11 protein-coding genes are annotated in these 11,068 nt (G+C 70.0%); 7 read left to right on the top strand and 4 right to left on the bottom strand.

The window, feature by feature from the left end; translation table 11 throughout:
- Positions 1 to 26 precede the first annotated feature (26 nt).
- Genes M3M54_RS09965 through M3M54_RS09950 form a run of 4 tightly spaced genes read left to right on the top strand, consistent with a single transcriptional unit; the run spans position 27 to position 3,359 of the window.
- Positions 27 to 488 (top strand): GNAT family N-acetyltransferase, encoded by a 462-nt coding sequence (locus tag M3M54_RS09965; RefSeq protein ID WP_249018890.1) that lies wholly within the window; start codon positions 27 to 29, stop codon positions 486 to 488.
- The gene (locus tag M3M54_RS09960) at positions 485 to 1,261 is read left to right on the top strand and encodes a (Fe-S)-binding protein (RefSeq protein ID WP_256465847.1); all 777 of its coding nucleotides are present in this window, start codon (positions 485 to 487) and stop codon (positions 1,259 to 1,261) included. Before M3M54_RS09965 ends, M3M54_RS09960 begins: the two co-directional genes overlap by 4 nt.
- Positions 1,258 to 2,715, top strand: a complete 1,458-nt coding sequence (locus M3M54_RS09955; RefSeq protein WP_249018888.1) for a LutB/LldF family L-lactate oxidation iron-sulfur protein — start codon at positions 1,258 to 1,260, stop codon at positions 2,713 to 2,715. Before M3M54_RS09960 ends, M3M54_RS09955 begins: the two co-directional genes overlap by 4 nt.
- Positions 2,697 to 3,359: a lactate utilization protein C gene (locus M3M54_RS09950; RefSeq protein WP_249018887.1), complete on the top strand. Its 663-nt coding sequence runs from the start codon at positions 2,697 to 2,699 to the stop codon at positions 3,357 to 3,359. Before M3M54_RS09955 ends, M3M54_RS09950 begins: the two co-directional genes overlap by 19 nt.
- A gap of 49 nt (positions 3,360 to 3,408) precedes the next feature.
- Here the strand turns inward: M3M54_RS09950 and M3M54_RS09945 are convergent, their stop codons facing one another.
- From M3M54_RS09945 to M3M54_RS09935, 3 genes are all read right to left on the bottom strand, one after another.
- Entirely contained in the window at positions 3,409 to 4,131 is a 723-nt protein-coding gene (locus tag M3M54_RS09945; protein WP_249021769.1) for a sugar phosphate nucleotidyltransferase, read from the bottom strand.
- Between the two features lie 28 nt (positions 4,132 to 4,159).
- A complete protein-coding gene (locus M3M54_RS09940; protein ID WP_249018886.1) occupies positions 4,160 to 6,262 on the bottom strand; it encodes a YafY family protein in 2,103 nt (700 codons plus the stop codon).
- A gap of 88 nt (positions 6,263 to 6,350) precedes the next feature.
- Positions 6,351 to 7,043, bottom strand: a complete 693-nt coding sequence (locus M3M54_RS09935; RefSeq protein WP_249018885.1) for an HD domain-containing protein — start codon at positions 7,041 to 7,043, stop codon at positions 6,351 to 6,353.
- 150 nt (positions 7,044 to 7,193) lie between these two features.
- Here M3M54_RS09935 and M3M54_RS09930 point away from each other — a divergent pair, with 150 nt between their 5' ends.
- The 3 genes from M3M54_RS09930 to M3M54_RS09920 are packed head-to-tail and all read left to right on the top strand — an operon-like array spanning position 7,194 to position 10,067.
- Complete coding sequence (locus tag M3M54_RS09930; RefSeq protein ID WP_249018884.1) at positions 7,194 to 8,390, top strand: glycosyltransferase family 1 protein; 1,197 nt, start codon at positions 7,194 to 7,196, stop codon at positions 8,388 to 8,390.
- Positions 8,387 to 9,421 (top strand): lysylphosphatidylglycerol synthase transmembrane domain-containing protein, encoded by a 1,035-nt coding sequence (locus M3M54_RS09925; protein ID WP_249018883.1) that lies wholly within the window; start codon positions 8,387 to 8,389, stop codon positions 9,419 to 9,421. Before M3M54_RS09930 ends, M3M54_RS09925 begins: the two co-directional genes overlap by 4 nt.
- Before the next feature lie 13 nt (positions 9,422 to 9,434).
- Positions 9,435 to 10,067, top strand: coding sequence for a DedA family protein (locus M3M54_RS09920; protein WP_249018882.1), 633 nt, complete (start codon positions 9,435 to 9,437; stop codon positions 10,065 to 10,067).
- Between the two features lie 10 nt (positions 10,068 to 10,077).
- Here M3M54_RS09920 and M3M54_RS09915 read toward each other — a convergent pair whose 3' ends face one another.
- Positions 10,078 to 11,067 carry an NAD-dependent epimerase/dehydratase family protein gene (locus M3M54_RS09915; protein WP_249018881.1) on the bottom strand — a complete coding sequence of 330 codons (990 nt, stop codon included), beginning with the start codon at positions 11,065 to 11,067 and terminating at the stop codon, positions 10,078 to 10,080.
- Position 11,068: the final 1 nt, after the last annotated feature.

The raw sequence follows: 11,068 nt of genomic DNA, 5'->3' as shown, positions 1-11,068 counted from the left end.
TACCTGGATCTTTAGCATGTTCCGGCGTGATCGAGTTTCGTGACGGGCGTGTCGATGACGGTGATGGCGCCCGTCTGGAGGCCGCGATGCGCGCGGAGGTCGAGAGCATCTACGTGGGGCTTGACCTGCGCGCCGCGGGCATGCCCAAGGCCGGTCCAGACGAGCTGAACCCGCCCAACGGCCGCTTCATCGTGGGCTACGAGAACGACGTCGCGGTCTGCTGCGGCGCCATCAAGCGTCTGGACGCTCTGATCTGCGAGTTCAAGCGCATGTATGTCGCACCGCAGGCCCGCGGCCGCGGTGTTGGCCGCATGCTGCTGGGCGAGCTCGAACGTTGCGCGCGGGAGCTCGGTTACCGCAGCGCGCGCCTGGACACCGACGCGCGGCAGGCCGCAGCCGTTCACCTGTACGAGTCGGCGGGGTTTGTGCCGATCGCCAACTACAACGCAAACCCGGCAGCCACCTACTTCGGTGAGAAGCGGCTCTGAGGGTCTCGCTGTTCATCACCTGCCTGGCGGACACGCTCTACCCGAGCGTGGGGCGCGCGGTTGTGGAGGTGCTCGAGCGACTGCGCGTCACGGTCGACTTTCCCGCCGAGCAGACCTGCTGCGGTCAGATGCATTTCAACACCGGCTACGGGCCTGAGGCGGGGCGGTTGGCCCGGCGGTTCGTCGAAACCTTCGCCACCAGCGAGCTGGTCGTCTCGCCGTCGGCCTCGTGTGTGGCGATGGTGCGCGGCCACTATCCGCGGCTGGCCGCGCTGTCCGGTGACCAGGGTCTGATCGACGCTGTGGCGGAGCTGACGCCGCGGGTGTTCGAGCTGACCGAGCTGCTCGTCGACCGGCTGGGCAGGACGGACGTGGGCGCCTACTTCCCACACCGCGTCACCTATCACCCGACCTGCCACGGCCTGCGCATGCTGGGGCTCGGCGAGCGGCCGCTCGCGCTGCTTCGTGCCGTCCGCGGCATCGATCTGGTGGAGCTTCCGGGGGCCGCCGAGTGTTGCGGGTTCGGCGGCACCTTCGCCGTGAAGAACGCCGACACCTCGGTGGCGATGCTCACCGACAAGGTGCGCGCGATCCTCGACAGCGGCGCGGAGGTGTGCACCGCCACCGACAGCTCCTGCCTGATGCAGATCGGCGGTGCCCTCGCCCGTCAGCGCGCGGGCGTGCGCGCCATGCACCTTGCGGAGATCCTCGCGTCATCTGAGCACCATGCCGCCGGTGGGTCGCCAAGCGTCGGGACCGGAGCTTTGCCATGAGCCACGACGGGGAGCGTCCGCCGCGTTCGCCGCGTCCGCCGCGTCCGCCGCGTCCGCCGCTTGCGCCCTTTCCGCCCGCTGCCCGTCTTGCGCTGGCCGACACTCAGCTGCGCGCCAACCTGCGCCACGCCACGCACACGATCCGCGAAAAGCGTGACGCTGCCGTTGCCGAGGTGGCCGACTGGCAGGAGCTGCGGGAGGCGGGGCGCGCGATCAAGGAGCGGGTTCTGCGCCACCTCGACACCTATCTGCTCGAGCTGGAGGCAGCGGTCACTGGTGCCGGCGGCACGGTCCACTGGGCGCGTGACGGCGATGAGTGCAATCGCATCGTCGCCGATCTGGTGCGCGCGCACGGCGCCGACGAGGTGGTCAAGGCAAAGTCGCTGACCACCGAGGAGACCGGACTCAACGCGGCTCTCGCAAGGCACGACATCCGCGCGCTCGAGACCGACCTGGCTGAGCTGATCATCCAGCTGGCGGGCGAGACGCCGTCACACATCCTGGTGCCGGCGATCCACAAGAACCGCGCCGAGGTGCGCGAGCTGTTCCTGCGCAGCCTGCCGCAAGCGCCGGCCGATCTGAGCGACGATCCGCGCGCGCTCGCGGAGGTGGCGCGGCTGCACCTGCGCGAGCGCTTTCTCGAAGCCGGGATCGGGATCAGCGGTGCGAACTTCGCGGTGGCCGAGACCGGGACCGTCGCCGTGGTCGAGTCGGAGGGCAACGCGCGCATGTGCACGACCCTGCCGGATGTGCTGATCACGGTGATGGGGATCGAAAAGCTGATCCCCACCTGGGAGGACCTCGAGGTCTACCTGCAACTGTTGCCGCGCTCGGCCACCGCCGAGCGGATGAACCCCTACACCTCGCTGTGGACCGGTGTGCATCCGGGTGACGGGCCGCGCGAGTTCCATCTGGTGCTGATCGACAACGGCCGCACCAGCGTGCTGGCAGACGACGTCGGCCGTCAGGCGCTGCGCTGCATCCGCTGCTCAGCGTGCCTGAACGTCTGCCCGGTGTACGAGCGCACCGGCGGGCATGCCTACGGCTCAACCTATCCGGGCCCGATCGGCGCGATCCTCACGCCGATGCTCGTTGGGGTGCGCAACGCTCCGACGCTGCCGTATGCCTCGAGCCTCTGCGGCGCCTGCTACGAGGCCTGCCCGGTGAAGATCAACATTCCGGAGGTGCTGGTCCACCTGCGCCAGCAGGTTGTCAGCGCCGAAGGGCCGCGTACCAGCGAGGCCCTGGCGATGCGGCTTTTGGCGGTGGTTTTCGGCCACCGCCGGCTGTACGAGCGCGCGCAACGGATCGGCCGCCTGCTCCAGGCTCCGCTGGCGCGCCGGGGGATGATTCGCGCGCGCCTGCCCGGTCCGCTGGCGGGTTGGACGGACGCGCGTGACCTGCCGGCGGTGGCGTCCCGGAGCTTCCGGGAGTGGTGGGGGCGGCGCGCGTGAACGGTGCGCGCGAGGTGATCCTCGGCCGGATCAGAGCGGCGCTGGCCGACGTGCCCGACGCCGAGCTGACCGCCGCGCTGCCGCTGCCACGGGCCTATGAGCGCCGCGGCTCGCTGACACCGGCTGGGGTGCTCGACCTGTTCGCGCAACGCGCGCGGGGGTACCGCGCGACGCTCGAGCTAGCCAGCGAGTCGTCCGTGGGCGTGGCTGTGGCAAAGGTCTGCGATCAGCTCGGAGTGGGCGGGCTCGTCGTGCCGCCGGCGCTGCCGGCGCACTGGCGTCCGAGCGGGATCGACGTGATCGAGGATCACGGGCTCGCGGGCCGCGAGCTCGACCACATCGACGCGGCTCTCACCGGCTGCGCCGCGGCGATCGCCCGCACGGGGACGGTCCTGCTCGACGGTGATGGCAGCTCCGGACGGCGGCTGCTGTCGCTGATCCCGGACACGCACATCTGCGTGATCCGGGCAGAGCAGGTTGTGGAGACGGTGCCCGAGGGCCTGGCACGCGTGGCCGGTGCGGTCCGCAGTGGCGGGGCGCCGATCACGCTCGTCTCAGGCCCGTCGGCCAGCTCGGACATCGAATTGACCCGCGTGGAGGGCGTGCACGGGCCGCGCAAGCTCGTGCTGCTGCTGGTCAGCTGACCGCCAGCAGCACGTCAGCGCAGCTCGAGCGGGCCTGCGCCCACGCTGCTCAGATCTCGCCCTGGCGGCGCAGCCTGGCGACCTCGACGTTGGCCGCCAGCAGCTCGTCGTGGGAGGTGCCGGCGTCGATCCAGTAGCCCTCGAGCGTCTCGCAGCGCATCGTGCCGGCGGTCACATAGATGTTGTTGAGGTCGGTGATCTCGAGCTCTCCCCGCGCTGAGGGCTCAAGGCCCTGCAGGTGCGACCACACCTCCGTGTCATACATGTAGATGCCGGTCTGGACCAGGTTCGACCTCGGCGCGGAGGGCTTCTCCTCGATGCCGATCACCCGCTCCCCCCGCATCTCGATCACCCCGTACTGCTCGGGATGCGCTGTCTCCACACCGAAGATCACCGCTCCGCTCGCCTGGGCTGTGAAGCGCTCGACGGCGGGCCGCAGGTCGTCGGTAAAGATGTTGTCGCCGAGCAGCACGAGCATGCGGTCGTTGCCGACAAACGACGCGGCCAGCGACACCGCCTGCGCCAGCCCGCCCGCCTCCTCCTGCAGCTCGTAGGCGAGCTTGAGCCCGAACTCGCGCCCGGAGCCCAAGAGCTGGATGAAGTGTCCGGCGTGCTCGGGGTTGGTGATCACCAGCACATCCTGCACCCCCGCCCGGGCCATCGCCTGCAGCGGGTAGTAGATGAGCGGCCTGTCGTAGATCGGCAGAAGGTGTTTGTTGGTCACCTTCGTGAGCGGGCGCAGGCGCGTGGCCTTGCCGCCCGCGAGCACCACACCCTTCAACGCTGCACCCCGATCTGGATCATGCCGGAACGGCAGACTCTACCTCGGCCGCGGCGGCTCGCACCGCCTCGCGCGCGGATGCCGGCTCCAGCACGACCGCGTCACCGGCCTCCTTGAGCACGTTGCGCACCAGCCAGTCGATGCCGGCGTAGCCAAAGTCCACCACGATCGAGCCGTCCGCGCCTTCGCTGATCACCGTGCGTTCCTCCCGCACCCAGCGGGCCCGTTGCGGCGAGATCCAGACGTGCGCACGACTGGAGGCGGGTACCTCGCCGGTTCGCAGCCAGCCGTCGACGCCCGCGGAGAAGTCGATCCCACCGCGTGGCTCAAAGGCCGTTTCGGTGACCTGCGCGGACTTGATCCGGTCCAGGCGGAAGTGGCGCACGCCGTGCCGCGCCGGGTCGTAGCTGGCCACATACCAGCCTTCGCGGCCGTTGACCAGCTGGTAGGGCTCGACCACGCGGGTGACCAGCTGCCCCTCGTTCTCCTTGTAGTACTCGAGTGAGAGCAGGCGTCCGCGGGTGATCGCCTCGCGCGCCGCCGCGGCGATCTCGTGGTCGTCGCCGCCCACCGGCGCGATCTGCAGGCCCTCCCGTGCCGGATCCTCGCCCAGCGCCGCCACCACCTTGCCTCGCACCGTCTCGAGTGACCCCTCCGGAATGTGCTCGCCGATCAGGTCGATCGCGGCGATGAGCGCCTTGGCCTCCACCGGCAAAAGCCTTGCGGGCCGTGCGAACGCGTCGCCGTACGGCTCAGGGTCCACCTCGACGCTGCCGTCGGGCAGGATCTCCGCGTAGAGCACATAGGTGCCGGCGCCGAAGTTGACCACGTTCAGCACGCCGATGTCCTCCGCCAGCTCCTGTTCGGAGAGACCCAGCCGTTCGCGCAGCTCCGCCGCCTCAAGCCTTTGACCGCGCCGGCCGGCGTCGATCAGGATGCTCGCCAGCGTCACCAGCCGCGCGAAGCGCTCGGGCCGGATAACCGTCTCGGCACCGCCCGCCTCGGCCTGCTCTTCGGGTTGGTCGTCCTCCGCGCCCGCTGGCGCGGAGGACTCTCTGGAGCTGTCGAGCGCCACGTGATCCCTGGTCAGGGCCTGCTCGTCGCCGTCGCCGCTGTGGCGCGCAAGCAGCGTCTGCACACGCTCCCGCAGCTCGGCGACCAGCTGCGGCGGGGAGCTCAGGCGGGCGTTCTCGCCCAGACCGAGCACCCAGGCGATCAGCTGCCGCGAGTCCGCGTAGGCGGTGGTGAAGATGAAGTCCTCGCCCTCGGGCGCCGCACGCAGCTCCCCGTAGCGGCCGAAGTGACGCTGCACCTGCCAGGCGATCCGGCTCGAGATCCAGATCTCGGCGCTGGCCACCGGCTCGCCGAACTGCCAGGAGATGCGATCTGCGTAGGCGCGCGGGTCGAAGTCCGCGGGCCGTCCGAAGTCGTGTTCGGCCTTGGTCGCGTAACCGACCTTGCCCTGAATACGCGAGAGCCGAAACACGCGGATCGCGGCGCGCTCGTGCGAGCGGCCCACCAGGTAGAACTGGCCGCCCTGATAGAGCAGCTGGTAGGGGTCAACGCGGCGGCGCTCGAGCGCGTCACGCGCCATCGTGTAGTAGTCAAACAGGATCGTCTTGCGCCGGAAGATCGCCGTCTCGATCTTCGCCAGGCGCTGGGAGAGCTCGTGACCGTCGGCGGCGCCGGTGATGCCGAGCGCAACCGTCCGCTGCACCGGAGAGTCAAGCGGGCTCGGCCGCCCCCACGAGATCTGCTGCAGCGCCAGCCGCAGCGGCTCCGCGTAGGCGAACTTCCCGTCCAGCAGGTAGAGCGCCGTCCACAGCGCCGCCAGCTCGGCGTCGTCGAACTCGATCGGCGGCAGATGGAAGTTCTCCGGCGCCAGCGAGTACTGCTCCTGCTCGACCAGCCCGTCCTGGGGCTTGTCCACCGAGAGCACGATCCCGAGCGCCTCGAGCTCGGAGCGGTCCGCGTAAAAACGCCGCGCGAACGCGTCCTCGTTCATCACGCTGTAGCCCTCCACGTCGCGGCGGATCTCCGGCGCGGTCACCGGCCGCCGCTCTGCCATCAGGTATGAGATCAGGGACAGTTGGCGGATCAGCTTCTCGGTGTCCTTGGCCATGCAGGTCCACTTTAAACGCGGGCGCTGGACGGTGTGCGAGGGGTTCGGTATGCGCCCGCAATTTGCGTCTTTAGCGAGGCCCGGAGGCTCAGGCGGCCAGGCGCGCGTCAACCGGGTCGGAGCCGGCGGCGACCGCGCCGAAGAAGGCCACGGCTCCCAGACCGTTGTCGTAGCCCGACCACTTGGCGCCCGCCTCCAGGGCGTCCTGCACCCGGTCGAAGCTCCCGAGCTTGGAGCCCAGGTTGTCGGCCATGTGCACGAGTGTCGCCTCGCGCGTGCAGGGCACCACCGGCGAGCCGTGGGCGAGCGCGCCGTGATGGCTCAGGATGATGTGCAGGAGCGCCTGCGCAAGCTCGGTCGGGAATCCTTGGATGGCGGCGATCCCATCGCGCACGCGCGCGTAGCCGAGCGCGATCTCACCGTGCAGGCGGCCCACGTCGGTCATCTCGATCTCCGTTCCCAGCTGTCGGTAGGTGTCGAGCTTGCCGAGGTCGTGCAGCAGGGCGCCCGTCAACGCGAGCTCCCGGTCGATCCCGGGGAAGATCTCAGCCAGCGCGCTCACCGCCGCGGCCACGGAGAGGCTGTGCTCCAGCAGACCGTGGCGGTAGGCGTGGTGGTAGCGCTTGGCGGCCGGCGCATCGCGATAGTGCTTCCAGGTCGGCGAGTCGCTGCCGAGTGTTCGCTCGAGCAGCGTCGCCAGGTGCGGCGCCTTCACGGTCGCGATCAACGCGCGCAGCTCCAGCTCCATGTCTTTTACGCTGCGTGCGGCGGAACTCTGCATCGCAAGCAAAGCTAGTTGGCGTGCCGGACGCCAGGCTTGTGCCCGCCGCCGCGTAAAGTCTGTGTAGTTGCAGATGAGAGCCGCCCGGGACCTGACAAACCCTCATATTCGGCTACGCCGACTAGCATCCGCTATAAGGCGGTTTGGGCGATGCGCATAGCGATAGTCAGCGAAGTTTTCCTGCCCGCCGTCGACGGAGTCGTCACGCGGCTGCAGCGGACGCTCGAAGAGCTTGCGCGAGCGGGTGACGACGTGCTGATGATCGCGCCCGCCGGCGGCCCCGACAGCTATGCCGGCGTGCCCGTCGTCGGCGTGCGGGAGATGCGCATGCCGCTCTACCCCGACGGCGATGGCTACCCGCCCAAGCGCGTGGCGCTGCCCGGGCCCTCACTGATGCGCGCGCTGGAGCAGCACGAGCCGGACGTCGTACACGTGATCAACCCGGTGCTGCTCGGCGCCGGCGCCGTGGCGATCTCACGCCACCGCGACTGGCCCGTGGTCGCCTCCTACCACGCCCACCTGCCCACCTACGCCCGGCTCTACCGCTTCGGCTGGCTGGAGGGGGCAGGCTGGCGGTACATCCGTGCGCTGCACAACCGCGCGGACCTCAACCTCTGCACTTCGCAGGCGACGCTTGACACGCTGCGCCGCCACGGGATCGAGCGCCTCCAGCTGTGGCCCTACGGGATCGAATCGGAGCGCTTTCGCCCTGATCGGGCTGACGCCGACTGGCGCTGGCGGCTTTCGGGTGGTGAGCCCGAGCGTTTCGTGCTGATCTTCGTCGGCCGCCTGGCCAAGGAGAAGACCGTCGACCGGCTGCTCGACGCCGTGCGCGACCAGGACCGGGTGGCGCTTGCGATCGTCGGCGATGGGCCGATGCGCGCGCGGCTCGAGCGTGAGTTCGCGGGCACCAACACGACCTTCCTCGGGTTCCTGCACGGTGATGATCTGGCCAGTGCCTACGCCTCGGCCGACGCGTTCGTGTTGCCCTCGGAGACCGAGACGCTTGGCCTGGTGACGCTGGAGGCGCACGCTTCGGGCCTGCCCGTGATCGCGGCTGACGGTCCCGTCGCGCGCGAGCTGATCCGCGACGGGGTTGACGGCCTTGTGTATGACGCCACGGCTCCCGGCGCGCTGCGTGCCGCCGTCACCCAACTCAGCGGGGACCCGGAGCTGCGCGCACGGATGGCAGCGGAGGCGCGCCAGGTGGTCGCAAAGGCAAGCTGGCAGAACGCCACCGAGACGTTGCGCGGCTGGTATGCGGCTGTGAGCGAGCGGCGCCAGGCAGCGTTCGCGGCACTCACCGGCGCGTCGGATCGCTACGACGAGCAGCGCGAGGTTGCGTGACATCAGTGCGGCGGCTGGCCGCCTGGACGCTGGGGCTCGTCGTACTGGCGGCGCTTGTCGTACTGGGCGTCTCCAAGATCGACCTCGGACAGGTCGGCAGCGACCTCGGGCGGGTGCGCATAGGCTGGCTGGCGGTGGGCTTTGCACTGATGTGCGTCACCTACCTGGCGCGTGCGGAGTCGTGGTTCACAGCGCTCAGCGCCTCGCTCGGGAAGGGCAGCGTCAGCAGACCCTTCGTCACCCGCGTGTTGCTGATCGGCATGTTCGGCTCGACGGTCGCTCCGGGGAGGCTGGGTGAGGCCCTACGGGCGTGGTTGATCGCGCGCCGCACCGGCGGTGCCAGGCAGACGCTCGCGGTCGTGGTGGGGACGTTGGTCTCGCAGGCCTTCCTGAACGTGCTGGCGCTGCTGATCCTCGCGGCCGTGGCGCTCGGCGGCGGCGCCATCCCAGGCGCCAACACGATCGCCATCGCCGCCATCGCCGGCGTGCCGGCGGCCATCCTCGTCACGCTGATGCTGGGTCCCAAGCTGGCCGCCAGCTTCACGAGCGTGCAGCGCGGTCCGCTCGGCCGGCTGCTCGCCTGGCTGGCGCTGCGGCTCGGCGAGGTGAGCAGTGGTCTGGCGGTCTTTCGCCGGTTGCGGACGACCGCGCACTCGGTCGGCAGCCAGCTGTTCGGCTGGACCATGCAGACCGGCCTCTGCTACGCGGTGCTCTTGGCCTTCGGGCTGCAGCACCGTGTGGGCATCGGCACAGCGGCGGCGGTCCTGTTTGCAGTCAACGTCACGGCGGTGCTGCCCCTGACCCCGTCGAACGTCGGGGTTTTCCAGGCCGCCTGCATCGGCGTGCTGGCGCCGCTCGGGATCCGTGCCAGCACGGGTCTGGCCTACGGCCTGGTGCTGCAGGCGATCGAGATCCTCTGCGCGACGGCGCTCGGGCTGCCGTCGCTGCTGGTCGAGGGCGTGTCCTTCGCCGACCTGCGGCGAGCCAGCTCACTGCGCGAAGCGGCCGCACCGAGCGAAGAAGTCCTATGAGCCCGCCGCGCTGATGCACGCCCCCGTGCCGGCACTACCGGGCGTTCTGCACACGCTCGAGCCGCTGCTTGCGAACTACGGCTACCTGGCCGTGTTCGGCCTCGTCCTGCTGGAGGACTTCGGGGTGCCGGTGCCCGGTGAGACCGTGCTGATCCTGGCCGCGGTCTACGCCGGCAGCGATCGGCTGAACGTCTGGCTGGTCGGCCTGCTGGCCTTTTGGGGTGCCGTGATCGGCGACAACATCGGCTTTGCGATCGGCCGCTTCGGCGGCCGCCTGCTGGTCGATCGCTACGGCCGCTACGTGCTGTTGACACCAGAGCGGCTTGACCGTGTGACCGCCTTCTTCGAGCGCCGCGGCGCCATTGTGATCGTGGTGGCGCGCTTTGTCGAAGGGCTGCGCCAGGCCAACGGCATCATCGCCGGCACGACCGAGATGCACTGGGCCAGGTTCGTTGCCTTCAACGCCCTGGGCGCGCTTTTGTGGGTTGCTGTGTGGGTCAGCGTCGGCTACTTCTCCGGCAGCCACATCACCTCGATCTACAACACGGCGCTGCGGTACGACCTGTATTTCGCGAGCGCGGTGGGGGTCCTGCTCGTGCTCTATGTGGCGCGCCATCTGCGCCGCCGCAGCAACCGCCAGGGCTAGCCCGCGCCGTTCAGGGCGCAGCGCGCAGTAACCCCTCCGCACGCGCCCAGTCGACGGTGCGCCGCAACGTCTGTGCCGGGTCCGTGTAGCGCAGCCCGAGCTCGCGCTCCGCGCGCGAGCCGTCGTAGCGGTGACCGTGAAGCAGGGTTCGGACCATCTCGCGGCAGACCGGTGGGTGTCTGCCGCGGGCGCGAAACGCCAGCTCCACGGCGCCCGCTCCCACGCTTGCGAGCCGGCGTGGCAAAAGGCGCGGCGCGGCCGTGATCCCGGCTGCGTCGGCTGCGAGTGCCAGCAGGTCGGTGATGTGCATGCGGATGCCGTTGAGCAGGTAGCGCTCGCCGCTGGTGCCGTGCGCGGCCGCCAACAGATGCCCGGCGACACAGTCCTGGATGTCCACGAGGCTGACCCAGGTGTCCACGAAGACCTTGAGCCGCCCGTCCAGGAAGGCGATCACGAAGCGGCCGGTGCCGCCCGCGCGGCCGGGTCCCTGCACCGATGACGGGTTGACGCATACGAGCTCCTGGCCGAGCTCGGCGGCGGCCGCGAGCGCCGCCCGCTCACCCAGGGTCTTGCTCTGCTCGTAAAGCGACAGATACCAGCCGCGGTGCGGCACCCACTCGTCAGCGACCACGCCCGGCGCTTCGCCGAGGGTCACCGCCGAGGAGGTGTGGACCAGCCGGGGGATCCCCGCACGGTGCGCTGCACGCACGACCGTCACGGCGCCGTCAACGTTGGCTCGCATCATCTCGGTCGGGTCGCTCACGCAGAAGGCGTTGACGCCGGCGACATTGAACGCCAGCTCGCAGCCGGCCATCGCGTCAGCCAGTGCCGTCTCGTCGGTGAGCTCGCCGCGGCGCACCTCGACGCCACGAGCCCGCAGCGCCTCGGCGCTCGCTGAGGATCGCGCCAGCGCGACCACCGCGTCACCACGCGCGATCAGCGACTCGAGCAGGGCCCCGCCCAGCAGGCCGCTGGCGCCGGTGATGAATACCCGGGCCATC

It is taken from the genome of Conexibacter sp. S30A1, assembly GCF_023330665.1.
In the GTDB taxonomy this organism is placed as follows: domain Bacteria; phylum Actinomycetota; class Thermoleophilia; order Solirubrobacterales; family Solirubrobacteraceae; genus Palsa-465.
This window is presented reverse-complemented; position numbering and strand designations above follow the sequence as displayed.

Coding starts and splice junctions, on each gene's coding strand:
- M3M54_RS09940 (WP_249018886.1), bottom strand. CDS start 6,262: ATGGCCAAGGACACCGAGAAGCTGATCCGCCAACTGTCCCTGATCTCA.
- M3M54_RS09920 (WP_249018882.1), top strand. CDS start 9,435: ATGCACGCCCCCGTGCCGGCACTACCGGGCGTTCTGCACACGCTCGAG.
- M3M54_RS09935 (WP_249018885.1), bottom strand. CDS start 7,043: ATGCAGAGTTCCGCCGCACGCAGCGTAAAAGACATGGAGCTGGAGCTG.
- M3M54_RS09915 (WP_249018881.1), bottom strand. CDS start 11,067: ATGGCCCGGGTATTCATCACCGGCGCCAGCGGCCTGCTGGGCGGGGCC.
- M3M54_RS09955 (WP_249018888.1), top strand. CDS start 1,258: ATGAGCCACGACGGGGAGCGTCCGCCGCGTTCGCCGCGTCCGCCGCGT.
- M3M54_RS09930 (WP_249018884.1), top strand. CDS start 7,194: ATGCGCATAGCGATAGTCAGCGAAGTTTTCCTGCCCGCCGTCGACGGA.